A 24,103-nucleotide genomic window follows, 5' to 3' on the forward strand; every position below is an offset into this window, starting at 1 on the left:
AATCAGGATATGACGAAATTGAGCGGAACCGATAGCAAGAGTACCCTGTACTGCAGCTTCTGCGGCAAATCCCAGCACGAGGTGCGCAAGCTGATCGCCGGCCCCACCGTGTTCATCTGCGATGAGTGCGTGGAGCTGTGCAACGATATCATCCGTGAAGAGACCAAGGCCGGGTTGAGCGGGCGCAAGGAAGGCGACGTGCCGTCGCCGTCCGAAATCTGCGCCACGCTGGCCGATTACGTGATCGGGCAGGACCGGGCGAAGCGTGTGCTGTCGGTTGCGGTGCACAACCACTACAAGCGGCTGAAACATGCGGGCAAGCAGGGCGACGTCGAACTGGCGAAGTCCAACATCCTGCTGGTCGGCCCGACCGGTTCGGGCAAGACCTTGCTGGCGCAGACGCTGGCGCGCACCTTCGACGTGCCCTTCACCATGGCCGACGCGACCACGCTGACCGAAGCCGGCTATGTGGGCGAGGATGTGGAGAACATCATCCTCAAGCTGCTGCAGGCGTCCGATTACAATGTCGAGAAGGCGCAGCACGGCATCGTCTATATCGACGAGATCGACAAGATCACGCGCAAGGCGGAAAATCCCTCCATCACGCGCGACGTTTCGGGCGAAGGCGTGCAGCAGGCGCTGCTCAAGCTGATGGAAGGCACCACCGCCAGCGTCCCGCCGCAGGGCGGGCGCAAGCATCCGCAGCAGGAATTCCTGCAGGTCGACACGACGAACATCCTGTTCATCTGCGGCGGTGCCTTCGCCGGGCTGGACAAGATCATCGGCGACCGGTTGCAGAAGCGTTCGATCGGCTTCGGCGCGCATGTCGCGGACCCGGACAAGCGCCGCATTGGCGAACTGCTGGAGAAGAGCGAGCCGGAGGATCTCCTCAAGTTCGGTCTGATTCCCGAATTCGTCGGCCGCCTGCCGGTGATCGCCACTCTGCACGACCTCGACGTCGATGCGCTGGTGACCATCCTGCAGGAACCGAAGAACGCACTGGTGAAGCAGTACGCCAAGCTGTTCGAGCTGGAAGATGTCGAGCTCACCTTCACCGACGATGCGCTGCGTGCGATTGCCGAGCGGGCGATCAAGCGCAAGACCGGCGCGCGGGGCCTGCGCTCGATCGTGGAGGGCATCCTGCTCGACACGATGTTCGACCTGCCCGATCTCGACGACGTTTCCGAAGTCGTGATCGACAAGGACGTAGTCGAAGGCCGCAAGGAGCCGATCCGCGTGGTCAGCAGCGAGAAGAAGGACGAGGCGGCGGCCTGACCTTAGCGTCAGCCGCCTCTCATCCCCAATTCCCCATCGCAATCCGTTCGCGCGCCAGACGGCGCCGTTCCCGAGCGCGTGCGTGCTATCCGGCGCGCGCGCCCTTTTTCATGACTTTACGATATCAGGAGTAATTCCATGGCCCAGACCAACGAACTCGCCGCCAAGCTGTTGCGCGATGCCGGACAGTTCTTCCGCCACGTGGGCGAGCAGAATCCCGAGCTGAAAGAGCAGATGGATAACAACGCGCAGGTCTACGACCAGGTTGCCGGAATGGTGGAAACCGATCCGACCGGGGATCTGCCGGTCGCGGACGAGGAAGGTCAGCAGCAGGTCAACTGACGGCTGCGACGATAGCGCATACGAGAAAGGGCCGTCCTCGCGGGCGGCCCTTTTTCTATTTCCCGTCAGGGAATTACGCGGTCAGCGTTGCTGCGAACCGCTGTCCTTACCGGGCTGCTTCGACTGGCTGGGCTGCTGGTTCTTGCCAGCCTGCTGCTCTGTCTGGCGGTCCCGGGCCTGCTTGTCGTTGGGCTGGGATTGCTGGTTCTTGTCCTTCTCGTTCATCGGACCACTCCAAAATCCCGCACGGGGTTATGCGGGAATATGAAACGGTTAGGTGCCGAATTCCGATCCCGCGCGTGGTCGCGGAATTCGGGCGACCGGGCGCGGATCAGCAACCGGTGGCGCAGGCGCGGTCGCACTCTATCTGCAGCGTGGTGTGGCCGATGCGGTGATGATGGGCGAGCTCGTCTGCCACGCGGCGCAGGAATTCGTCTCCCGGGTGGCCCTCTGGTATGACGAGATGCGCGGTCATCGCGGTCTCGGTGGTGCTCATGGGCCAGATATGCAGATCGTGTACCGCGACGACCCCGTCCTGCCCCTCCAGAAAGCTCTTCACGCCTTCCTGGTCCACCGCATCGGGCACGGCGTTCAAAGCCATGCTGACGCTTTCCTTCAACAGCCCCCAGGTTCCCCAGGCGATGACTGCGACGATCACGATGCTCGTGACCGGATCGATCCAGGCGAGCCCAGTCCACCAGATCGCCGCGCCTGCCAGCACCACGCCGGCCGACACGGCGGCGTCGGCGGCCATGTGGAGATAGGCACCGCGCACGTTCAGATCGCTTTTACGCCCGCGCATGAACAGGAGCGCGGTGACGGTGTTGATCACGATCCCGATGCCGGCGACCACCATCACCGTTCCCGCGGCGACCGGCTGCGGGTCGGAGAAGCGCTGGATCGCCTCGACCAGGATCATACCGATCGCGATCAGCAGCAGCATGGCGTTCGCCAGCGCGGCGAGGATGGTCGAGCTCTTGTAGCCATAGGTGTAGCGCTGGCTCGCCGGCTTCTTGGCCGCCACGCTCGCGCCCCATGCCAGAAGCAGGCTGAGCACGTCGGACAGATTGTGCCCGGCATCGGCGATCAGCGCCATCGAATCTGCGGCCAGACCGTAGAACGCCTCCACCGCGACGAAGGCGGTGTTCAGCCCGACCCCGATCGCGAAGGCGCGCCCGAAATCGGCAGGAGCATGGCTGTGCCCTGCGCCGTGATCATGCGAATGGGAGTGCCCTGCGCCCATCTGCGTCAGTCGTACACGCAGCGATCGAGCCCGTCACGCCGCACGGTGCCGATCCGGCGGGCGATGGTGCCGCCGTGACGCCGCAGCCAGCCGGAGGGGTTGGCGACCGCGCGCTTCTTGGGCAGCGGCAGGGCAGCGGCCATCCGCGCGGCCTCCAACGGGGTGAGCCGGGCGGCGGAATGGCGGAAGTAGCGCTGCGCACCCGCCTCCACGCCGTAAGTCCCGATCCCGGTCTCCGCGACGTTGAGGTAGACTTCCATGATCCGCCGCTTGCCCCAGATCTTCTCGATCAGGAAGGTGAACCAGGCTTCCAGACCTTTTCGGAAATAGCCGCCGTCCTGCCACAGGAAGACGTTCTTCGCAGTCTGCTGGCTGATGGTGGAGCCGCCGCGGATCCGCCCTCCTTGCGCGTTGCGCTGGATCGCGTTCTCGATTGCCTCGCGGTCGAAGCCGTCATGGCGGCAGAACTTGCTGTCCTCCGCCGCGATCACCGCGCGCACCATGTTCCGGTCGATATTGGAGAGTGGCTCCCAATCCTTGGTGATGCCGTTGTCGTCCATCAGCATCGTCGCGGTGACGGGCACCGGCACGAACTTGTAGAGCAGCACGAAGAGCAGGCTGAGCCCGAGAAACAGGCCGACCGCCCAGGCGAGGATTTTCAGCAGCCAGCGCATTGCGGTGGCTCTTAAAGCGTGCGGCGGGCCGATACAACAAGGGCCCCGCCGGTCTTGACCGGGAGGGCCCTCGTTTGCGTACTAATGCGCCCGGTCAGGCGGCGGTCGGCAGCAGCTTCTCGCTGGCGATGGTCTTCATCGCCTTCTGCACTTTCTCGAACGCGCGTACCTCGATCTGGCGGATACGTTCGCGGCTGACGTCGTAGACCTGACTCAGCTCTTCGAGCGTCTGCGGGTTCTCGGTCAGGCGCCGTTCGGTGAAGATATGTTTCTCACGGTCGTTCAGACTGTCCATCGCCTCGATCAGCATGCCGTGGCGCACCTGCGCTTCTTCCGCGTCAGCGACGGTTTCATCCTGCAGGGGGCGATCGTCGGTCAGCCAGTCCTGCCACTGGCCGCTGCCCTCTTCGTCGCTGCGCATGGAGACGTTCAGCGAGGAATCGCCCCCCATCAGCATGCGCCGGTTCATGTTGATCACTTCCTGCTCCGGCACGCCGAGATCGGTGGCGATCTTGGCTACGTCGTCCGGATGCAGGTCGGTATCCTCGTAGGCGTCGAGCTGCTTCTTCATCCGGCGCAGGTTGAAGAACAGCTTCTTCTGCGCGGCGGTGGTGCCCATCTTCACGAGGCTCCAGCTGCGCAGGATGAATTCCTGGATGCTGGCCTTGATCCACCACATGGCATAGGTGGCGAGGCGGAACCCGCGATCGGGCTCGAATTTCTTTACGCCCTGCATCAGGCCCACATTCCCTTCGGAGATGAGGTCGCTGACGGGCAGGCCGTAGCCGCGATAACCCATGGCGATCTTCGCCACGAGCCGCAGGTGGCTGGATACCAGCTGTGCTGCCGCGTCGGGATCCTCGTGCTCGGCATAACGCTTGGCGAGCATGTATTCCTGCTCCGCCGTCAGCACGGGATATTTCTTGATTTCGGACAGATAGCGGTTGAGGCTCTGTTCCCCGCCGAGTGCCGGAATGGCCACCGCTTTATTGCTACTCATGTCTTCCCTAACCTTTCTTGCGCCGACCCCGTCGAACGGACCCCTGCCGGGCATCCGATGGCGTTGGGCCGCGAACCTTCGATATAGGACGCGCGGCAAGATATTGCGAGTTTACTATTCCGATATTAACGAGCGGTCGTTTCGATCAGTTCCGCCATGTCGCGGGGCGGTTCGGCGCGAAAATCGACCCGTTCGCCGGTGGCCGGGTGGGTGAAGCCCAGCTCTGCTGCATGGAGGGCCTGTCGGTGGAAACCGAGGTCGGACAGCAGCGCTCGCAACGCCTTGGGATCGCGTCCATAGACTTGATCCCCTAATAGCGCATGGCCGATTGACGCACAGTGAACGCGCACCTGGTGCGTGCGTCCGGTTTCCAGGCGGCACTCGATCAGGCTGCAATGGTCGAGCCGGCGAAGCGTCCGATAATGGGTCACCGCGCGCTTTCCGCGCCGCGCATCGTCGGGCAGGACGGCCATCTTCTTGCGATCCCGGTCGCTGCGTCCGATCCGGCCCGCGATCGTCCCGGCGGGCGGGGCGGGATGCCCGGCGCACACCGCCAGATAGGCGCGGTCGATCGAATGGTCGGCGAACTGCTTCGCCAGCCCCTCGTGCGCGGCGTCGGTCTTCGCGACCACCAGCAGGCCGGACGTGTCCTTGTCGATCCGGTGCACGATGCCGGGCCGCGCGACGCCGTTGATGCCGGAAAGCTGCCCCGCGCAATGGTGGAGCAGGGCGTTCACCAGCGTGCCGTCGCGATTTCCCGCGGCGGGGTGGACGACCATCCCGGCGGGTTTGTTGACCACCACCAGATGCGCATCCTCGAACACGATGTCGAGCGCGATGTCCTGCGGCTGCGCGGCCAGCGGCGTGGGCTCGGGCAAGGCGATCGAGAACGGTGCGCCTGCCTTGCCCTTCGCCGAAGGATTGGTTGCGGCCACGCCATCGACGGTGACGGCACCCTCGGCCATCAGCGCCTTCACCCGCTCGCGCGACAGGTCCGATGCCTCGGCCAGCGCCTTGTCGAGGCGGGTGGCGGCGGCAAGCGCGCCGGTGATGGTGCGGGTGGTCATGGGGGTGCAGTAACAAAACAAAGTCCGCTCGTCCTGAGCTTGTCGAAGGACCGTCTTTCCTTCTAGCGAGACATATGCCGTTCTGGACCTACCTTCTCCATTGTCGCGGAGGTTCCTTCTACGCCGGGCACACCGACAACTTGGATCGGCGGGTCGCGGAACATCAAAGTGGCGCGTTTCTCGGTTTTACCCGCGATCGTCTGCCGGTCGAACTGGTTTGGTCGGGCGAGTTTCCGGATCGGCAACAAGCGTTCGAGTTCGAACGACGGATCAAGGGCTGGTCGCGGGCGAAGAAGCTGGCGCTGATCCGAGGCGACTGGGAGGGCATTTCGCGCTTGACCCGGAAAAAGGACGGTCCTTCGACAGGCTCAGGACGAGCGGGGTTTGGTTTGGGGATCGAAATCGAACAGAAAATCCTCGGCCACGCCCGGGACGCGCATCCGCACGAATGCTGCGGGTTGTTGCTCGGGCGCGGCGGGCGGATCGAGCAGATCCGGCCCGCTGCCAATGTCCATCGCGAACCGGCCACGCATTTCGAGATCGACCCGCAGGCGCTCCTCGACGCGCATCGCGCAGCGCGCGATGGCGGGCCGCAGGTGCTGGGCTATTACCATTCGCATCCCACCACGCTGCCCGAACCATCCGCCACCGACCGGGCACGCGCTGCAGGCGATGGATCGATCTGGGCGATCGTGGGGGAGGGGCGGGTGACTTGGTGGCGCGATGAAAAGGATGGCTTCGCTCCGCTTCCCTACGCGTTGCGAGACGGCTAGAGGCGGTCGGATGCACCGACGCACCGTCCTCTTTCCCCAACGATCCGTCGCGCCGGCGTTCGCGGGCGGATTTTCCGCTCTAGGACAGTGTTCCAAGTGTTCCATCCTGTAGGATTTCGCAGTTTCTAGATGACCCAGATCGATCCCATTGCCTTTGCCAGCCAGCTCTGCTCGCGCCTGTGCCACGACCTTCTCAGCCCCGTGGGCGCGCTGTCCAACGGGCTGGAGCTGATGGCGGACGAAACCGATCCGGCGATGCGCGAACGCTGTCTCGACCTGCTCGAACAGAGCGCGGCGACGAGCGCGGCCAAGCTCAAGTTCTTCCGCCTCGCCTTCGGCGCAGGCGGTGGTTTCGGCGACAAGGTCGATATCACCGAGCCGCGCGATGTCATTCAGACGCTGGCGCACGATGCCAAGCGGATCGAGCTCGCCTGGGCGTTGGAGGTCGACAGCCTGCCCAAGCCCGCCGCCAAGGTGCTGCTCAATTTTGCGCATATGGCGATCGAGGCGCTGGTGCGCGGCGGCACACTCGACATCGGGGCCGAACGCCGCGACGGCGCGCATGAAATCGTGGTTCGGGCGCAGGGCATGCGAATCGCGTTCGACGAAAGCGTGGGCGCCGCGCTCGACGGCGACATCGATCCCGCTGAGCTGACAGGCCGCACCGCGCCCGCCTACATGCTCCATCTGCTGGCGGAGAAGGCGGGCGGCGCGATCCAGTACCAGCGAAGCGAGACGATGCTGCTGCTCGGGGCGGAAATTCCGGAAGGGGAGGGCTGGATCGGCTGATGGCACAAAGCGATTTCGGCGAGGCGGGGAACGAGCTGCCACCCAGCGACGACGAGCTGGTCGATCGCACCGCCCGCTCGCCCAATTTCAACGAGCGTGCCCTGCCGATCTCCATGGTGGTGATCCACTATACCGAGATGCAGGACCAGGGCTTCGCGATCGAGCGGTTGTGCGACCCGGAGGCGAAGGTTTCCGCGCATTACCTGATCGGCGGAGGGGGCGAGGTCGTGCAGCTGGTGGCGGAGGACAAGCGCGCCTGGCATGCCGGCCAATCCTATTGGCGCGGGCATCGCGACGTCAATTCGGCCAGCATCGGGATCGAGCTGGACCATCCGGGCCACGCCTATGGCTATCGCGATTTCCACAAGGCGCAAATCGACGCGCTGATTCCTCTGCTGGCGCGGATCGTGAAGCAATACGACATCCCGCGCGCCAATGTCGTCGGCCATTCCGATGTCGCCCCGCAGCGCAAGATCGATCCTGGCGAGCTGTTTCCGTGGGAGCGGCTGGCCGAATACGATCTCTGCCTGCCGCGGCCGGAGAAGCTCGAACTGGGCGACCCGTTCAGCAATGACGGGGCGTTCTATCTCGCGCTCGAACGCTATGGCTACGACATTACCGACGGGCACAAGGCGGTCGAGGCGTTCCAGCGGCGCTGGCGGCCGGAGAAGATCGACGGCGAGATCGACGGGCAGGTGCGCGCGATCCTGTTCCAGCTGCTGCTCGACCGCGACCGGGGCGTAACGCGCTAGCCGGTCGCGGGAACCCGCTCACCCGCGGTAGAGTTGGCGAGGTGTGAAGGAGCCTGGAATGACCGAAGAAGCCGCTACCACCGACAAGACCCTGCTGATCGCCTCGAACAAGGTGGACGAGATGACCGTCCGTTCCCGCGATGGGGAGAAGATGGGGCATGTCCACAGCTACATGATCAACAAGCGGACCGGCACGGTGACGCATGCGGTGCTCAGCCTGGGTGGGTTCCTGGGCCTCAACAAGAGCTATTACCCGCTGCCGTTCGAACTGATGGGATACAACGCGGTGGACGACGTCTACGTGGTGACGGTGGATCGCCGGCTGCTGGAAGGCGGGCCGAGCTGGTCGAACAATGCGCCGACCTTCAACCAGGCCTATGCCGACCGCGTGGCGAGCTACTACGAAACCCGGCACGAGGCGGTCTCGGTCGACGATTGACCCAGGCGATTTGCCGCCCCCTCTTGGCGGGGGCGTGCGACTGGCCTATCTCGCACGGGCCAGGGGGCCGGGCAGCCGCGGGCGGAGCGATCCGTCCGAGGAAAGTCCGGGCTCCACGAAACGAGGGTGGCGGGTAACGCCCGCCGGCATCGGACCGTCGGTCCGGCGTCAGGGACAGTGCCACAGAGAGCAGACGGCTGGCCTTCGGGCCGGTCACGGTGAAAGGGTGCGGTAAGAGCGCACCGCGCGCGCCGGCAACGGCCGCGGCATGGCAAACCCCACCCGGAGCAAGGCCGCATAGGGGCCTCGCGCCTCGGCAAGAGGCAGGGGCGTTTCGCCCCGAGAGGCCCGGGTTGGCTGCTCGAGCCATGGAGCGATCCATGGCCCAGATGAATGGCTGCCCCCGCGGCGCCGGTCGGAAACGATACCGGTCGCGGGACAGAACCCGGCTTACAGGCCCCCTGGCACCTTCGACCGGATCGCCCGCGGGCTCAATTGAACGGCTTGCACAGCTCGTCCATGCGGTCGGAAAACAGATGGCTGCGCAGCATCGGGCGCGCTTCGGACCAGTCGGTCGCCGGATCGTCGCGCACCATACAGATCGCGCGCCACGCGATGGGCTGTTCCTTGATCTCCGATGCCACTGGCAGCCCCTCGATCAGCACCGGTCGCCCTTCGTAGGTGCCGCGCACGCGGCCGACGAAATTTCCTTCCGTCCCCTGCAGGTGGATCGTGCCGGACCCGGGATCGATGCTCACTTCGGTATCGACCGACACCGCGACGGCGAGCCAGATGGCGATCGCGACCGTGGCCGCTAGCGCCACCGTGCTGCCCAGTACCGCCCATTTCGCGCGGCGATCGCTGAGGGACTCCTCGGTGGCGTCTTCCATCCGCTATCTTCCCACGCTGGTATAGGTGAAGCCTTGCGCCGCCATCTCCTCGGGCCGGTAAATATTCCTCAGATCGACGAGCACCGGTGCATTCGCGAGTTGCTTCACTCGTCCAAGGTCGAGCGCCCGGAAAACGTTCCACTCGGTCACGATCACGACCACGTCGGCGCCGTCGATCGCGGCGTAGGGATCGTCCTTCATCTCGACCTGCGGCATAAGCGGTGCGGCCTGATCCATCCCCTCCGGATCGTAGGCGGCGACGTTCACTCCCGCATCGATCAGCGTCTGGGCGATCGCAATCGCCGGGCTGTCGCGCATGTCGTCCGTATTCGGCTTGAACGTAAGGCCGAGCAGGCACGCCCGCTTGCCCCGGGCATCTTCCTGCCCGCCCAGTGTTTCGAGTACCTTGCGGCCCATCGCGCGCTTGCGGCTCTCGTTGACCTTCGACACCGCCTCGACGATCCGCGTGGGGCTGTCGTAATCCTCCGCGGTCTTCAGCAGGGCGAGGGTATCCTTGGGAAAGCACGACCCGCCGTAGCCGGGGCCGGCGTGCAGGAACTTCGACCCGATGCGGTTGTCCATCCCGATGCCGCGCGCAACATCCTGGACATCCGCGCCCACCTTCTCGCACAGATCCGCCATCTCGTTGATGAAGGTGATCTTCGTCGCGAGGAAGGCGTTGGCGGCGTATTTGATGAGTTCAGACGACCGGCGGTTCACGAACAGAATGGGCGATTCGTTGAGGAACAGGGGGCGATAGACCTCGCGCATCACCTCGCGCCCGAAATCGTCTTCCGCCCCGATCACGATCCGGTCGGGCCGCTTGAAATCGCCGATGGCCGCGCCTTCACGTAGGAATTCGGGGTTCGACACGACCGCCACGCGGTGCCCGCGCTCGACAGCGCCGCTATCGGCCAGAATGCGTTCGACCGCATCGCCGGTGCCCACCGGAACGGTGGACTTTGTCACAACAACCGCATCGTTTGCGAGGTGTTCGCCCACCTCCTTCGCCACAGCATAGACGAAGGAGAGATCGGCGTGACCGTCGCCCCGGCGGCTGGGCGTGCCGACCGCGATGAAGATGGCCGCCGCGTCCTTGATCCCTTCGGCGAGGTCGGTGGTGAAGGTCAGGCGGCCCGCCTTCACATTGCTGTCGACCAGCGCATCCAGACCGGGTTCGTAGATCGGCATGATACCGTCGCGCAGGCGCGCGATCTTGTCCTCGTCGCGGTCGATGCAGACGACGTCGTGGCCGAAATCGGCGAAGCAGGCACCGGACACCAGTCCGACATATCCGGAGCCAACCAGAGCGATCTTCATATGGGCTTCAGTTCCTTAAGCCGATCGCGCCGCGACGGATCGCGATCTTTCCGTTGTGATCCACCGCCTGCAACGACCGTCGCTCTTCCCCTTCCAGGACAAGCGTGGTCAATACGCCGGTGCGATAAGCTCCCGTATCGATCCCGATCCGGTTGGGCTGCTCATCGATGGCCTCCTGCACGGTATGTCCATGGATTACAAGTTGGGGGTGGGGGTCTCGATGCGACAGGAACCGCTCGCGAATCCAGCGCAGATCGCTCGATTTCTGCTGGTCGACGGGGACGCCGGGGGCGATGCCCGCGTGGACGAATAGATAGTCGCCTGCGACGATGCAATCCTCGAACCCTTGCACGAATGCGCGATCGGCCTCGGGCACCGCGGCATGGAGCAAGTCCTGCAACCGATCCATCGGACCATCCGCGATATCGTCCATCGCAATCCCGTAGCTGCGCAGCGTCTGGACTCCGCCATGGCGCAGGAAGTGGCGCAGGATGGCCTGATCTTCGAAGGATTCGAGGAACATCTCCTCGTGATTGCCGGCGAGGATGCGCACGGCCCGCTGCTGTTGCCAGTCGCGGGCCCGCGCAATCACCCCGGCGCTGTCGGGGCCCCTGTCGATGAGGTCGCCCAACAGAACGACGGTGCTGTCCGCCTCGCCACCCTGCCGGTCGTCGTCGTCGATGGCCTCGATCATGCGATCGAACAGGTCGAGACGGCCGTGGATATCGCCAATCAGGTAATATCGCGAGCCGGGGGGCACCGCATGGCGCGGCTTGGGCGATGATGCCGAGAAGAGGGTGCGGAAAAGGCTGGCCATAAGATCGGTATCAAACTCGCGAAGGGCTTTAGCGGAATATGGACCCGGCTGGCCGAATTGCGCGGGCCCGAACGCGCGATTGATCGCCCCTGATGCCAAAATGCAACGATAGGACGCGGAAATTGCGCACCCCGCTTGTGCAGTGCAATATTCCGCTTCATATCACACCGCAATACGCAAGAGATCGTTCGGCACGGACCGGACGGCCAGCGAAATCCGCAGGTGGGACGAAGCAGCCACGAGAAGGAGACACTCCTCATGCTTACGTCCAAGCGCGGCCTTGCCGCTACTTCCGTCATCGCGATCCTAGCGATGTCCGCCACTCCCGCCTTTGCCGGAGAGGGCCGTGCCCCCGATTCGCAAAACGACGATGGCGCGACCGAAACACCGGCACCGGTCATCGATCTGACACTTGCCTCCGATGGCGGTGACGCCACCAAGCGCGACGCGCAAGACGTCGACCTGTCCCGGTCCAATGCAGTCGCCGGCGAATCGGGTCTGACGGTTTCGGGCAATGTCGCACTCGTCACCGACTACCGCTTCCGCGGCGTGTCGCTCTCGGCGGGCGAGCCGGCGGTCCAGGGCGGTATCGATGTGGTCCACTCGAGTGGCTTCTATGTCGGTGCCTGGGCCTCTTCGATCGAGGATTCCGCCGTGTACGGCACGATGGAGCTCGACCTCTACGGCGGCTGGAGCGGTGATATCAGCGATGGGATCACCCTCGATGCCGGCCTGCTGTACTATACCTATCCGGCGGACAGCAAAGGGGCCGCTGCAGGCGATTACTTCGAACCCTACGCATCGATCGGGACGACTCTCGGTCCGGTCGGTGCCACTGTCGGCATCGCCTATGCGTGGGATCAGGATTCCCTGGGCGATGACGACAATATCTATGTCTATACCGATCTCCAGACGGCGTTTCCCGGTACCCCGCTGACGCTGACGGGGCATGTCGGCTACACCGATGGTCCGCTCGCTCCGCCCTTTCTCGCCGGGACAGCGGACAAGACCGGATGGGACTGGTCGGTCGGCGCGAGCATGACGGTGCTGGGCGGACTGACCGCCGGGATCAGCTATACCGACGTGGGGGGCCCGTCGATCGACGACTTCACCAATGACGCCTTCATCGGCACGCTGTCCTACAGTTTCTGACCGTCGCTTGTGACGTTATCGCGAAGCCCGCCTCGGATTGTGAGGCGGGCTTCGTTGCGTTAGGGCGAGCGGCGATGACCAAATACCTTCACACCATGATCCGGGTCACCGACCCTGCCGCCACCATCGCCTTCTTCGAGATGATCGGGCTGCGCGAAGTGCGTCGCCGCGATGTCGAGCAGGGCCGGTTCACCCTCATCTTCCTCGCCGCGCCGGGGCAGGAGGGGGAGGCCGAACTGGAGCTGACCCACAACTGGCCGCCGGAAGACGGAAGCGCGCCCGAACAGTACGATGGCGGCCGCAATTTCGGCCATCTCGCCTATCGCGTGGACGACATCTACTGCACCTGCGAAAGGCTGATGAACGCGGGCCATGTGATCCACCGTCCGCCGCGCGACGGGCATATGGCGTTCGTCAAATCGCCCGATGGCATATCGGTGGAACTGCTGCAGGAAGGCAGTCTTCCGCCGCGTGAACCCTGGGCCAGTATGGAAAATTCCGGCACCTGGTAAGCTGCCCGAACGCAGCGGGACCGGACCGGCGCATGCCGGCCAGCCCCCTTATGGGCTGGATGGATAGGTCGCTTGGCCCGCGTCCTCTTCCGGATGGGCAGTGGTCATCCGCAGGACCACGTAACCGACTATCGCCGAGATCAGCGAGCCGCCCAGGATCCCGATCTTGGCCTCGTCTATCAGTTCCGTCTGACCGTCGAACGCCAGTTGCCCGATGAACAGCGACATGGTGAAGCCGATCCCGCACAGGATGGTGACGCCCCAGATTTCCGGCCAGCTCGCATTTTCCGGCTTTTTAGCGAACCCGACCTTGGTCGCTGCCACGATGATGCCGAAGATGCCGATCTGCTTGCCCAGGAACAGCCCCGCCGCGATCGCGATCGGCAGCGGGTCGACCAGCGCCCCCAACCCGAGCCCGGAGAAATCGACCCCGGCATTGGCGAAGCCGAAGACGGGAACCACCAGATAGGCGCTCCACGGGGCGAGGTTGTGTTCGAGCCGTTCCAGCATCGATTGTCCGTCGCCCGTGCGCAGGGGAACGGTCAGCGCGGCCATGACGCCTGCGATGGTGGCGTGAACGCCCGAGAAGAGCACCGCGGCCCACAGCAGAACTGCGAAGAGGAGGAACGGCCACATGCGCTTCACGCCGAACCGGTTCATCCCGATCATCACGCCGAAAATGGCCAGGCTGATCGCCAGCCACATCGGATCGATGCCCTTGTTGTAGAAGGCGGCGATCACCAGCACGGCACCGATATCGTCGACGATCGCGACGGTCAGCAGGAACAGGCGTAGCGAAGAAGGCACGCGGTTGCCCAAGAGGCCCAGCACCCCCATCGCAAAGGCGATGTCGGTCGCGGCAGGAATCGCCCAGCCGCGCACGAGATGCGCGCCCTCCGCCGTCACCACCGCGACGAAGATCAACGCCGGAACGATCATGCCGCAGGCGGCCGCCAAGACCGGGAGCCGCCGCTGCGCCGGGTCCGACAGCTGCCCGCTGACGACTTCCCGCTTCACCTCTAGTCCGACGACGAAGAAGAAGATCGCCATCAGCCCGTCGTTCACCCACAGGTGAAGCGTGTTGAGCTTAAAGACGCGGGGTGAGAACCAGTAGTCGTGAAACAGCGCGTGGTAGCTCTCCGACAGGGGCGAGTTCGCCACAGCCATGGCCGCCGCGGCGACCAGGATCAGCAGAATGCCTCCGGACGCGTCGCCGACGAACAGCGCGCGGACAGGTGCGAGAGCCCGAACGATGGGCTTGGGTATCGGATCAACCATTGCGGGCGGGAGCTTTCGGGGAATGTTTGCCAGGTTGCAAGGCCGCGAATGCTCCGATAGCTGTCTTTTCTAGGGGAAAATGCGGGGGCGCTTTCATGTCGGCAGGGTTCGATGCGGTGCACTGGCTGGTGCTCGTGCAGAACGAACTGCTGCTGTTTTCCGCGACATTCTTCGCCCTGGGGGCGCTCGACGAGGTGGCGGTCGATCTTCTCTGGCTATGGGGCAAGCTTACCGGGCGGATCAGAACCCACGGGATCGATCGCGAGGCGCTGCCGCGGACCCTGGCCGGGCGCGCGGCGGTGCTGATCCCCGCTTGGCGCGAGGAGAAGGTGATCGCCATCACCATCGGGCATCTGCTCAATGCCTGGCCGCAGGCCGAGTTAACGCTCTTCGTGGGCTGCTATCGCAACGACGATGCGACGATGGCGGCGGTGGCGGGGGCCGTCCGTTCCGATCCGCGTATCCGGCTGGTGGTGCACGAGGCCGATGGTCCGACGACCAAGGCGGATTGCCTCAACCGCCTCTATCGGGCGGTCAGTCTGGAAGAGGAGCGGCACGACTTCCGCTTCCGTCTCGTCATGCTGCAGGATGCGGAGGACATGGTCGATCCCGCTGCGCTGACGCTGGCCGATGCGGCGATCGATTACGCCGATTTCGTGCAATTCCCGGTGCTGCCGCAGCCACAGCCGAAATCGCGCTGGATCGGGGGGCACTATTGCGAGGAGTTCGCCGAGGCCCATGGCAAGGCCATGCCGGTTCGCGGGTTGATCGGGGCCGGCCTGCCGGCGGCGGGCGTGGGGTGCGTCTTTGCGCGCGACATGCTGGCGCGCATCGGTTCGCTCGATCCGGAGGGACGCCCGTTCCACCCCGACAGCCTGACCGAAGATTACGAGCTCGGTCTGCGCATAGCTGCTATGGGCGGGCGCTCCCGCTTCTTGCGCGCGCGCGACCGTTCGGGTCAGCTGATCGCGACGCGCGCCTGCTTTCCCGCCGATCTTTCCGCCGCGGTGCGCCAGAAATCACGCTGGATAAACGGGATCGGCCTGCATGGTTGGGACCGGGTGGGCTGGAGCGCCCGGCCGGTCGAGATATGGATGCGTTTGCGCGATCGCCGGGGGCTGTTCTCCGCCCTGTTGCTCACCATGGCCTACGCATTGCTGATCGTGGGCGCGCTGGATCTGCTCCTGGGCTTTCTCGGCTTGCTCCCGGATTTCGCCCTGCCGCCGGGCGTGTGGTGGCTGATTGCGCTCAACTTCGCGCATCTTTGCCTTCGGGCGACCACGCGGTTCGTCTTCACCACCCGCGAATACGGCTGGGCGGAGGGATTTCGCGCGGTGGCGCGGCTGCCCGTTTCCAACATCATCGCGATCATCGCGGCGCGGCGCGCGCTGGCGGCCTATCTAGGCGTTCTGCGGGGTCGCAAGGTGCACTGGGACAAGACCGACCACCCGGTTCACGCGGTTTCCCTGCAGGCGCGGGAGGCCGCTGGATGATAGGCGGCGTGCGGAACGTCCGGGGTGGCCCGCTGCTGGCGCTTGGCGGACTGGCATTGGCCTGGGCAGGTTTGCGAGCGATGACGTGGGCTTCGCCATTTCCGGTGTTCCCGACACTCGCTCTGCCGCGACCGTCCGCAGCGCAGGCGGCCGCGATTCCTATGAAGCCACTGCACGACAGGGGCGGGGTGGGGCGCGCTCCCACGACCGCCCTGCCGCTGGCCTTTCCGCCCCGGCTGGTCCCATCGACAGCGCCAGGTCCCACCCATCTTGCGGTTCGGTCATGGGTGAAGGAAGCGGGTGGTTCCGCTGGCACCGTCGGGGAGATATCCGGGATGGCGGCAACCGGCGGACCTGCCTTCGCCATCCGGCAGAGTCTCCCGGCGGGGAGAAGGATGGCCGCGGCCCCGGTTCCGATAATTCCCCTCAACCTCGCCGCAAGGAACGCCGCCGGGTCGCGCTGGAGCCTCGATAGCTGGCTATTCGTCCGCGAGCGCGCAGCCGAACTGACGAGCGCCGGAACCACGCCGGCGAATTACGGCGCAAGTCAGGCGGGGGCGGTCTTGCGCTATCGCTTGGCGCCCGGCTCGTCTCTCGATCCCGCCGCCTATGTGCGTGTCGCAAGAGCGCTAGGATCGACGCACGAGACCGAGGGCGCGGCTGGCCTCTCCGCCGTGCCGGTCGCATCGATCCCGATTCGCCTGCATGGGGAGGTCCGCCTGCGACACGATCGGGCGGGCTCGACCATCGCGCCGTCCGCTTTCCTCACCACCGAGCTGCCACCCGTGCCGTTGCCGGGGCGCTTCCGGTTGGAGAGCTACGGCCAGGCGGGATATGTGGGCGGGCGATATGCGACCGGCTTCGCGGACGGTCAGGCGCGGATCGACCGGGTGGTGGGCACCGTTGGCCCGCTCGAATTGCGGGCGGGTGCGGGCACCTGGGCCGGGGCGCAGAAGGGCGCGGCGCGGGTAGATATCGGACCCACCGCCAGCACCCGCATCGCCCTGGGTCCCGCAAGCGCGCGCCTCTCCGTCGATTACCGCATCCGGGTGGCGGGGAACGCCGCGCCCGGTTCCGGAGTAGCCGTCACGCTCAGCGCCGGTTTCTGAAGGCCGCGCAAAGCGGGGTTTAACCGCGCTTTGCAAGGTGACATGGAACCGCCCGGTCCGCTACGGCTGGGGCGCCCATGGATGTCTATCTCCCCATTGCCAACCTGTCGGTGAATGGCCTGGTCATCGTGGGCCTGGGATTCATCACCGGACTGCTGTCCGGCCTGTTCGGCGTCGGGGGCGGGTTCCTGACCACGCCCCTGCTGATCTTCTACGGCATTCCCCCGACCGTCGCCGCCGCTTCCGCGGCGACGCAGGTGACCGGCGCGAGCGTGTCGGGCGTGCTGGCGCACAACCGGCGCGGCGGGGTCGACTATCGCATGGGGGGCGTGCTGGTCGCCGGGGGCGTGCTGGGCGCCCTGTTCGGGGCGGTGCTGTTCCGCATCCTGCAGTCCCTGGGCCAGATCGATGTCGTCATCAACGTCCTCTACGTCGTCCTGCTGGGATCGATCGGCGGGCTGATGATGCGCGAGGCGGTCAATTCCATCCTCGAGCGCAATCGCGGGTCGAGCCGCCCGGCGGCGCGCCGCCGCCACCATCCGCTGGTCGCCGCGCTGCCCTATCGCTGGCGGTTCTATGCCTCCGGGCTCTATATCAGCCCGCTCGCCCCGCTGCTGCTGGGCTTCGGCGTCGGCATCCTCACCATGCTGATGGGCGTGGGCGGGGGCTTCATGCTGGTGCCCGCGATGCTCTACATCCTGGGGATGAGCGGCAACGTCGTGGTCGGCACATCGCTGTTCAATATCCTGTTCGTGACCATGGCGACGACCATGACCCATGCCCTGACGACCAAGGCGGTCGACCTGGTGCTGGCGGTGCTGCTGCTCGTCGGGTCCGTTCTGGGCGCTCAGGCTGGCACGCGTCTCGCGCTGAGGGTGAAGCCCGATGCGTTGCGCGTGGTGCTGGCGGCGATCGTCCTGCTCGTCGCCCTGCGCATGCTGTACGGGTTGGGCGTGCGGCCGGACGAGGTCTTCACGGTCACCGAGCTATGAAGCGGGTGCTGGCGCTGCTGGTGTGCCTCGTCGCGCTGACCGCCCAGCGCGATCCGACCCTGGTGCCGGAGGTGTCGCAGCACGAGGTCAATGTGCGGCAGGGCTTCGTCGGCACGGAGCTGCTGCTGTTCGGCGCGGTGCTGGCACCCGATGGCCGGGCCGATGCGAATTACGACATCATCGTGGTGCTGAAGGGCCCGACTCGCCCGATCCTGGTGCGCGAGAAGCGCCAGATCGGGGGCATGTGGATGAATGCCGAAAGCACCGCCTTCCGATCCGCGCCCAGCTTCTTCGCGGTCGCATCCTCGCGCCCGATCGACCGCATCGTGGACGATCGCACGGCGGCGATCTTCGAATTCGGCACCGGGTTCATACAGCTCTCCCCCTCCGGCGCGATCGATCCGGAGGAGCAGGACCGCTTTCGCGCCGGACTGGTCGATCTGCGCCAGCGCGAGGGGTTGTATATCGAGGACGACGAGGGCGTGAAGGTCAGCGAGGGCGTGCTGTACCAGGCCCGGATCGAGCTGCCGTCCAATGTGCAGACGGGCATCTACACCGCAGAAACCTTCGCCGTTTCCGATGGCCGGGTGCTCGCGTCCGCCACCGCTGAGGTCGAGGTGCGCAAGGTCGGGTTCGAACGGTTCGTGGAGCAGTTCGCGCTGCACCAGTCGTTGCTCTACGGCCTGCTCGCGATCTCGCTGTCGGTCGTGATGGGCTGGCTTGCCGGGCGCGCGTTCGGACGCAGCTGAGCGCGGGGCAACACGAAATTAACCAGCTTCGCGCTAGGCCGCCGATCCGTGATCCCATGACCAGCGGCAGGGCGACCCCGACGACATGACGCAGATGCAAAACAGCGATGCCTTCGTGGAGCGCCGCCCGGCACCGGCCCCCGATATGGACAATGCCGCGCGGGCGATCGGCACCGTGCTGGAAGTCTCGGGCGCGGGCGTGAAGCTGGCGCTCGACACCGCCCGGCTGCGCGAATGCACCGCCGATCCCGACCCCGCCATTGCACAGGCCGGGCAGGTCGGCAGCCAGGTGAAGGTGCGCGTCGGGGGCAAATGGCTGCTCGCCTCGATCCGCGATCAGCGGCGGGCGGGGGCCGATGGCAACGCCATCGCCTCGATGGCCGATTTCCTGGGCGAGGGGCAGGAGGAACGCGTCACGGGCCGGATGCACTCCTTCCGGCGCGGCGTGTCGCGCTTTCCCGTACCGGGCGATCGCATCTTCCCCACCACCACGGAGGATTTGCGCCAGGCCTATGCCAATACCGGCAGCACCTGTATCGAGATCGGAACGGTCTATCCCACGCGCGATACCCGGGCGGCGCTGTACATGGACGCCTTGCTGGGCAAGCATTTCGCGCTGCTCGGTTCCACCGGCACAGGCAAGTCGACCAGCCTCGCGCTGATCCTGCACCGCATCTGCGACAGCGCGCCCGAAGGGCATGTGGTGATGATCGACCCGCATGGCGAATATACCGCCGCCTTCCGCGATCGGGGGATGACGCTGGACGTCTCCAACCTGCAGATGCCGTACTGGATGATGAACTTCGCCGAACATTGCGAAGTCCTGCTGACCAGCCAGGGCCACGATCGGCAGGTGGATGCGGACATCCTTGCCAAATGTCTCCAGCGCGCGCGGGCGAAGAACAAGATCGCGCAGGAACTGGGCAAGGTGACCGTCGATTCGCCCACGCCCTACCTGCTGTCCGACCTCGCCGTGGCGCTCACCGACGAGATGGGGCAGCTGGACAAGGCGACCAACACCTCGCCCTACATGCGCATAAAGAACAAGCTGGAGGAGCTGCGGGCCGATCCGCGCTATCAGTTCATGTTCTCCGGCATGCTGGTCGCGGACACGCTGAGCGATTTCATCTGCCGCGTCTTCCGCCTTCCAGGCGGGGGCAAGCCGATCTCCATCATCGACGTCTCCGGCGTCCCGTCCGACATTACCGCCACGGTCGTGTCGGTACTCAGCCGCCTGGTGTTCGATTATGCGGTGTGGGGCCGCAAGGAGGGGACGCGCCCGATCCTGCTCGTGTGCGAAGAGGCGCACCGCTACATTCCAAGCGAGAAGAACGCGGATGGATCTTCGGTCGCCAACATCCTCAGCCGCATCGCGAAGGAGGGGCGCAAATACGGCATTTCTCTGGGTCTGGTGACGCAGCGCCCGTCGGACCTGGCGGAAGGAGTGCTGTCGCAATGCGGCACCATCATCTCGATGCGGCTAAACAACGACCGCGACCAGGCGTTCGTGAAGGCGGCGATGCCCGAGGGGTCGCGCGGCTTCCTTGATTCGATCTCCGCCCTCGCCAATCGCGAGGCGATCGTGTCGGGCGAAGGCGTCTCGATCCCGATGCGCCTGCGCTTCGACCCGCTGGACGAGGCGAAGCGGCCCGCGTCGGACGATCCCAGCTTCTCCACCATGTGGGCGAAGGGCGGGGGCGAACGCCAGTCGGTGGAGCGGATCGTGCAGCGCTGGCGCAACCACAAGGCCTAGGGGTTCGCGGCCGCGGCGGGTCAGGTCCCGCGCGTATCGCCGTAGAGGTGGATATGCAGCCGGTCGGACAGGCGAAAACCATGGCGCAGGCATAGCGGCGCCAGCCACGCCTCGCGCGCGCGCAGCGTCTCGCTGTCGGTCCCTTCCGCCATCAGGAAGACGTGGCCGGGGCGAAAGCGATAGCGTTCCTGCAATGCCAGCACTTCCTCGACGTCGGTCGGCTCGGCGATCACGAACTTGAAAAAGGCGCGCGGGTCGGCGGCATAGGCATCCAGCCGTTCGGGCAGCAGCGCGAGCTCGGCCGGATTGCCGCTATGCGCCAGCTTCGGGCTGACATTGAACTGGTCGATCCGCACGTCCAGCCGCGGCGGCGCGGCGACGGTGCCGTTGGTTTCGATCTCCACCGCGATGTCGGGCAGATGTTGCAGCATCTCCGCCAGCGCGCCCGCCTGCAACAAGGGCTCGCCGCCGGTGATCACGAGCCGATCCTGTCCCAGCGCGGCAATCCGGTCGGCCACTTCCCGCGCTTCCAGCTTCAGCTGGTTTGCGCCCCGGTCGAAGGTTTCGCCGCCGCGATGCGGGCGTGCATCGCCTTCGAAATGCCAGGTATAGGCGGTGTCGCACCACACGCAGGCGAGGTTGCAGCGCGACAGGCGCAGGAACGCGACGGGACGCCCCGCGCTCGGCCCCTCGCCCTGCAACGAGGCGAAGATTTCCGGCTCGTTCGCAGCCTGCGTGGCGAGGGTCAGCTGCATCCGGAATCCAACAGGATGGAACACATGGAACAGTGTCCTGAGCGCGAAAAAACCGCCGTTGTCGCCCGGTTTGCGACGGCGCGGGACAGGGACGGGCGGGAGACGGGTGGGCGAGTGTTGGTCACGCCCGCCCTATGCCACGCCGGGTGCGGGGTAGGAAAGCCGTTCGCCTAGCCCAGCCGCGCCAGTGCCGCCTCGATCCGCTCCGCCTCGGCGGCGTGATGGGCGCGATCGGCCCGCGCCTTCTCGACCGCCTCGGGCTTCGCCTTTTCCACGAAGGCCGCATTGCCGAGCCGCTTGTCGAGGCTGTCGCGCTCCTTTGCAGAAGCCGCCAGCGCCTTCTCCAGCCGCGCCTTTTCCGCGCCGATGTCGATCACGCCTTCCAGCGGGATCACGACCGCGTCGCCGCCCGCCGTTATCTGCATGGCGGGGCCGGCCGGGGCCTCGCCCACATGGACCGGCGTCAGCCGCGCCAGCCGCTCGACCGCCGCGCCGGCACGATCGAGCACGCCCGCCGCGACGGGGGAGGGATCGGCGATCCACGCTTCCAGTTTCGCGCCCGGCGCGATGCCGAGCTCGTTCTTCGCCGCCCGGACGGAGGTGGTAAGCGCGATGACCCAGTCGATCGCGGCGACCGCCTGCTCGCTCACCTGCGCTTGCGGTTCGGGCCACTTGGCGAGGATCAACTCGTAAGGCCGCTTGCCCCCCTGATGCTCGGCCTGCGCATGCCACAGCTCTTCGGTGACGAAGGGCATGAAGGGGTGCAGCATGACCAGGATCTGATCCAGCGCCCACCCGGCGACCGCGCGGGTTTCCTCCGCCGCGCTCGCATCGGCATCGCCCTGCAACACCGGCTTGATCAGCTCGAGATACCAGTCGCAGAACCGGTCCCACACGAAGTGGTAGATCGTGTTCGCCGCCGCGTCGAAGCGTAAGTCCGCCAGCGCCTCGTCCAGCGCGGCGACGGTCTGCGCGACCTCGCCGATGATCCATTGGTTGGCGGCCATGCGCGCGGGCGGGGCGGCGATGGTATCGCTCGCGCCGATGCCGTTGGCCTGGCAGAACCGGGTCGCGTTCCACAGCTTGGTCGCGAAATTGCGGTATCCCTCGACCCGCGCCTCGTCCATCTTGATGTCGCGGCCCTGGCTTTCCATCGCCGCCATGAAGAACCGCAGCGCATCCGCGCCGAAACGGTCGATCAGGCCGAGCGGATCGACCACATTGCCCTTCGATTTCGACATCTTGGACCCGTCCGCCGCGCGCACCAGCCCGTGGAGGTAAAGCCGCGGCCACGGCACCTCGCCGGTCAGGTGTATCCCCTGCATCAGCATCCGCGCGTCCCAGAAGAACAGGATGTCGAAGCCGGAGATCAGCAGGCTGTTGGGATAGTGCTTGTCGAACAGGTCGGTCTTGTCCGGCCAGCCGAGCGTGGCGAACGGCCACAGGGCGGAAGAGAACCAGGTGTCGAGGACGTCATTGTCACGGGAAAGCGCGACGCCATCGCCCGCGAGCTGCTGAGCCTCCTCCTCCGTTTCTGCGACGAAAACCTGCCCATCCTCGGCATACCACGCCGGAATCCGGTGCCCCCACCACAGCTGGCGCGAAACGCACCATGGCTGGATGTTCTCCATCCAGTTGAAGAAGGTCTTCTCCCAGGTCTTGGGCACGATCTCGACCCGGCCGTCGCGCACCGCCTCGATCGGGGCCTGCGCCAGCTTCTCGGCATCGACATACCATTGGTCGGTCAGCCACGGCTCGATCTCGACCCCGCCGCGATCGCCGAAGGGGGTGGGGATGGTGCGCGGCTCGGCGTCGTGTTCGATTTCTTCGCCGTTCTTGTCCTTCGTCACATGCGAGACGAGGTGGCCGCCTTCCTTCATCAGTTCGACGATGCGCGCGCGCGCGTCGAACCGTTCGACTCCGATCAGTTCGGCTGGGACTTTGCCGTCTGCGGTTTGGACTACCCGCGCATCGGCATCGAACATGTTGAGCATGTCGGCAGGTGCGATTCCGGCGCGCTTGCCCACCTCGAAGTCGTTGAAATCATGGCCCGGCGTGATCTTCACCGCGCCGCTGCCGAGTTCGGGATCGGCGTGTTCGTCGGCGACGATGGGAATCTCGCGCCCCGTGATCGGCAGCTTCACCTTCGCCCCGCGCGCCACGAGATCGCGGTAGCGCTCGTCGTCGGGATGCACCGCCACCGCCATGTCGGCGAGCATGGTTTCGGGCCGCGTGGTCGACACGCGGATCGAACCGCTGCCGTCCGCCAGCGGATATTCGAAGGTCCAGAAGCTGCCCTTCACGTCCTTGGTCTCGACCTCGAGGTCGGAGATCGCGGTCTTGAGCGCCGGGTCCCAGTTCACCAGCCGTTTGTCGCGATAGATCAGCCCGTCATTGTAGAGATCGACGAACACCCTGGTTACCGCATCGGAGAAATGCGGGTCCATGGTGAACTGCTCGCGGCTCCAGTCCATCGAGCAGCCCAGGCGACGCAGCTGCCTGGTGATGGTCCCACCCGATTCCTCTTTCCATTCCCACACCTTCGCGACGAAATCCTCGCGTGAATAGTTTGTGCGCTTGTCCTGCCGCTCCATCAGCTGGCGTTCGACCACCATCTGTGTGGCGATCCCGGCATGGTCGGTGCCGACCACCCACAGCGCATCCTTGCCACGCATCCGCTCGTACCGGATCACGATGTCCTGCAGCGTGTTGTCGAGCGCGTGGCCGATATGCAGGCTTCCCGTTACGTTGGGCGGCGGGTTCACGATGGTGAAGGCTTCGGCGTCGGGGCGGTCGGGCCGGAACAGGCCGTTCTCCTCCCAATGGGTGTACCAGCGCGCCTCGATGGAGGCGGGATCGAAGGTGGTGGGCAGCTTGGCGTCCATAGTGCCACGGCCTTTGCCAGCGAGGTTGCAGCTTGTGAAGCGCG

At 65.6% G+C, this 24,103-nt stretch carries 24 protein-coding genes, 1 other RNA gene and 1 pseudogene; 15 read left to right on the forward strand and 11 right to left on the reverse strand.

Annotated elements, in window-relative coordinates; genetic code table 11:
* Positions 1–9 precede the first annotated feature (9 nt).
* Positions 10–1,275, forward strand: coding sequence for an ATP-dependent Clp protease ATP-binding subunit ClpX (gene clpX / locus MKP08_RS06660; protein WP_215228863.1), 1,266 nt, complete (start codon positions 10–12; stop codon positions 1,273–1,275).
* Positions 1,276–1,413: 138 nt separating this feature from the next.
* On the forward strand, positions 1,414–1,617 hold the full coding sequence (locus MKP08_RS06665; RefSeq protein WP_215228862.1) for a hypothetical protein: 204 nt from the start codon (positions 1,414–1,416) through the stop codon (positions 1,615–1,617).
* 81 nt (positions 1,618–1,698) lie between these two features.
* Here the strand turns inward: MKP08_RS06665 and MKP08_RS06670 are convergent, their stop codons facing one another.
* The 5 genes from MKP08_RS06670 to MKP08_RS06690 all read right to left on the reverse strand — a co-directional run bounded on the left by MKP08_RS06670 (position 1,699) and on the right by MKP08_RS06690 (position 5,601).
* Complete coding sequence (locus MKP08_RS06670; protein WP_241555419.1) at positions 1,699–1,842, reverse strand: hypothetical protein; 144 nt, start codon at positions 1,840–1,842, stop codon at positions 1,699–1,701.
* Between the two features lie 106 nt (positions 1,843–1,948).
* Positions 1,949–2,860 (reverse strand): cation diffusion facilitator family transporter, encoded by a 912-nt coding sequence (locus tag MKP08_RS06675; RefSeq protein WP_241555420.1) that lies wholly within the window; start codon positions 2,858–2,860, stop codon positions 1,949–1,951.
* Positions 2,861–2,865: 5 nt separating this feature from the next.
* Positions 2,866–3,534, reverse strand: coding sequence for a monofunctional biosynthetic peptidoglycan transglycosylase (gene mtgA / locus MKP08_RS06680; protein WP_241555421.1), 669 nt, complete (start codon positions 3,532–3,534; stop codon positions 2,866–2,868).
* Positions 3,535–3,628: 94 nt separating this feature from the next.
* Entirely contained in the window at positions 3,629–4,534 is a 906-nt protein-coding gene (gene rpoH, locus MKP08_RS06685) for an RNA polymerase sigma factor RpoH (protein ID WP_215228858.1), read from the reverse strand.
* Positions 4,535–4,659: 125 nt separating this feature from the next.
* A complete protein-coding gene (locus MKP08_RS06690; protein ID WP_241555422.1) occupies positions 4,660–5,601 on the reverse strand; it encodes an RluA family pseudouridine synthase in 942 nt (313 codons plus the stop codon).
* A gap of 74 nt (positions 5,602–5,675) precedes the next feature.
* Here MKP08_RS06690 and MKP08_RS06695 point away from each other — a divergent pair.
* From MKP08_RS06695 to rnpB, 6 genes and pseudogenes are all read left to right on the forward strand, one after another.
* Positions 5,676–5,837 (forward strand): annotated as a pseudogene (locus MKP08_RS06695) (GIY-YIG nuclease family protein); the annotation flags it as partial.
* A 153-nt stretch (positions 5,838–5,990) separates the two neighbouring features.
* The gene (locus MKP08_RS06700) at positions 5,991–6,374 is read left to right on the forward strand and encodes a M67 family metallopeptidase (RefSeq protein WP_306300244.1); all 384 of its coding nucleotides are present in this window, start codon (positions 5,991–5,993) and stop codon (positions 6,372–6,374) included.
* A gap of 129 nt (positions 6,375–6,503) precedes the next feature.
* Complete coding sequence (locus MKP08_RS06705) at positions 6,504–7,163, forward strand: histidine phosphotransferase family protein (RefSeq protein ID WP_241555423.1); 660 nt, start codon at positions 6,504–6,506, stop codon at positions 7,161–7,163.
* On the forward strand, positions 7,163–7,915 hold the full coding sequence (locus tag MKP08_RS06710; RefSeq protein ID WP_241555424.1) for an N-acetylmuramoyl-L-alanine amidase: 753 nt from the start codon (positions 7,163–7,165) through the stop codon (positions 7,913–7,915). The genes MKP08_RS06705 and MKP08_RS06710 overlap by 1 nt, the downstream gene beginning before the upstream one ends.
* Before the next feature lie 58 nt (positions 7,916–7,973).
* Complete coding sequence (locus MKP08_RS06715) at positions 7,974–8,354, forward strand: PRC-barrel domain-containing protein (RefSeq protein WP_215228854.1); 381 nt, start codon at positions 7,974–7,976, stop codon at positions 8,352–8,354.
* A gap of 59 nt (positions 8,355–8,413) precedes the next feature.
* Positions 8,414–8,823: RNase P RNA component class A (rnpB, locus tag MKP08_RS06720), an RNA gene on the forward strand.
* A 22-nt stretch (positions 8,824–8,845) separates the two neighbouring features.
* Here rnpB and MKP08_RS06725 read toward each other — a convergent pair.
* The 3 genes from MKP08_RS06725 to MKP08_RS06735 are packed head-to-tail and all read right to left on the reverse strand — an operon-like array spanning position 8,846 to position 11,381.
* Positions 8,846–9,244 carry a hypothetical protein gene (locus MKP08_RS06725; RefSeq protein ID WP_215228853.1) on the reverse strand — a complete coding sequence of 133 codons (399 nt, stop codon included), beginning with the start codon at positions 9,242–9,244 and terminating at the stop codon, positions 8,846–8,848.
* Between the two features lie 3 nt (positions 9,245–9,247).
* Positions 9,248–10,564, reverse strand: coding sequence for a UDP-glucose/GDP-mannose dehydrogenase family protein (locus MKP08_RS06730; protein ID WP_241555425.1), 1,317 nt, complete (start codon positions 10,562–10,564; stop codon positions 9,248–9,250).
* 7 nt (positions 10,565–10,571) lie between these two features.
* Entirely contained in the window at positions 10,572–11,381 is an 810-nt protein-coding gene (locus MKP08_RS06735; protein ID WP_241555426.1) for a metallophosphoesterase family protein, read from the reverse strand.
* Positions 11,382–11,639: 258 nt separating this feature from the next.
* Between MKP08_RS06735 and MKP08_RS06740 the strand changes: the two genes are divergently transcribed.
* The gene (locus tag MKP08_RS06740) at positions 11,640–12,533 is read left to right on the forward strand and encodes a TorF family putative porin (RefSeq protein ID WP_241555427.1); all 894 of its coding nucleotides are present in this window, start codon (positions 11,640–11,642) and stop codon (positions 12,531–12,533) included.
* A 74-nt stretch (positions 12,534–12,607) separates the two neighbouring features.
* Positions 12,608–13,045 (forward strand): VOC family protein, encoded by a 438-nt coding sequence (locus MKP08_RS06745; RefSeq protein ID WP_241555428.1) that lies wholly within the window; start codon positions 12,608–12,610, stop codon positions 13,043–13,045.
* 48 nt (positions 13,046–13,093) lie between these two features.
* Here the strand turns inward: MKP08_RS06745 and nhaA are convergent, their stop codons facing one another.
* Complete coding sequence (gene nhaA / locus MKP08_RS06750) at positions 13,094–14,323, reverse strand: Na+/H+ antiporter NhaA (protein WP_215228849.1); 1,230 nt, start codon at positions 14,321–14,323, stop codon at positions 13,094–13,096.
* Positions 14,324–14,418: 95 nt separating this feature from the next.
* Between nhaA and MKP08_RS06755 the strand changes: the two genes are divergently transcribed.
* The 5 genes from MKP08_RS06755 to MKP08_RS06775 all read left to right on the forward strand — a co-directional run bounded on the left by MKP08_RS06755 (position 14,419) and on the right by MKP08_RS06775 (position 20,419).
* On the forward strand, positions 14,419–15,816 hold the full coding sequence (locus MKP08_RS06755; protein WP_241555429.1) for a glycosyl transferase family protein: 1,398 nt from the start codon (positions 14,419–14,421) through the stop codon (positions 15,814–15,816).
* Between the two features lie 395 nt (positions 15,817–16,211).
* Positions 16,212–16,925 carry a hypothetical protein gene (locus tag MKP08_RS06760; RefSeq protein WP_241555430.1) on the forward strand — a complete coding sequence of 238 codons (714 nt, stop codon included), beginning with the start codon at positions 16,212–16,214 and terminating at the stop codon, positions 16,923–16,925.
* 77 nt (positions 16,926–17,002) lie between these two features.
* Positions 17,003–17,917 carry a sulfite exporter TauE/SafE family protein gene (locus MKP08_RS06765; RefSeq protein ID WP_215228846.1) on the forward strand — a complete coding sequence of 305 codons (915 nt, stop codon included), beginning with the start codon at positions 17,003–17,005 and terminating at the stop codon, positions 17,915–17,917.
* Positions 17,914–18,666, forward strand: coding sequence for a TIGR02186 family protein (locus MKP08_RS06770; protein ID WP_215228845.1), 753 nt, complete (start codon positions 17,914–17,916; stop codon positions 18,664–18,666). The genes MKP08_RS06765 and MKP08_RS06770 overlap by 4 nt, the downstream gene beginning before the upstream one ends.
* An 85-nt stretch (positions 18,667–18,751) precedes the next feature.
* Positions 18,752–20,419, forward strand: a complete 1,668-nt coding sequence (locus tag MKP08_RS06775; protein WP_373418074.1) for an ATP-binding protein — start codon at positions 18,752–18,754, stop codon at positions 20,417–20,419.
* Positions 20,420–20,439: 20 nt separating this feature from the next.
* Here the strand turns inward: MKP08_RS06775 and MKP08_RS06780 are convergent, their stop codons facing one another.
* The gene (locus tag MKP08_RS06780) at positions 20,440–21,174 is read right to left on the reverse strand and encodes a 7-carboxy-7-deazaguanine synthase QueE (protein ID WP_241555431.1); all 735 of its coding nucleotides are present in this window, start codon (positions 21,172–21,174) and stop codon (positions 20,440–20,442) included.
* Positions 21,175–21,344: 170 nt separating this feature from the next.
* Positions 21,345–24,059 carry a valine--tRNA ligase gene (locus tag MKP08_RS06785; protein ID WP_241555432.1) on the reverse strand — a complete coding sequence of 905 codons (2,715 nt, stop codon included), beginning with the start codon at positions 24,057–24,059 and terminating at the stop codon, positions 21,345–21,347.
* Positions 24,060–24,103 lie beyond the last annotated feature (44 nt).

The sequence above is a fragment of the Erythrobacter sp. LQ02-29 genome (genome assembly GCF_022576075.2).
In the GTDB taxonomy this organism is placed as follows: domain Bacteria; phylum Pseudomonadota; class Alphaproteobacteria; order Sphingomonadales; family Sphingomonadaceae; genus Alteriqipengyuania.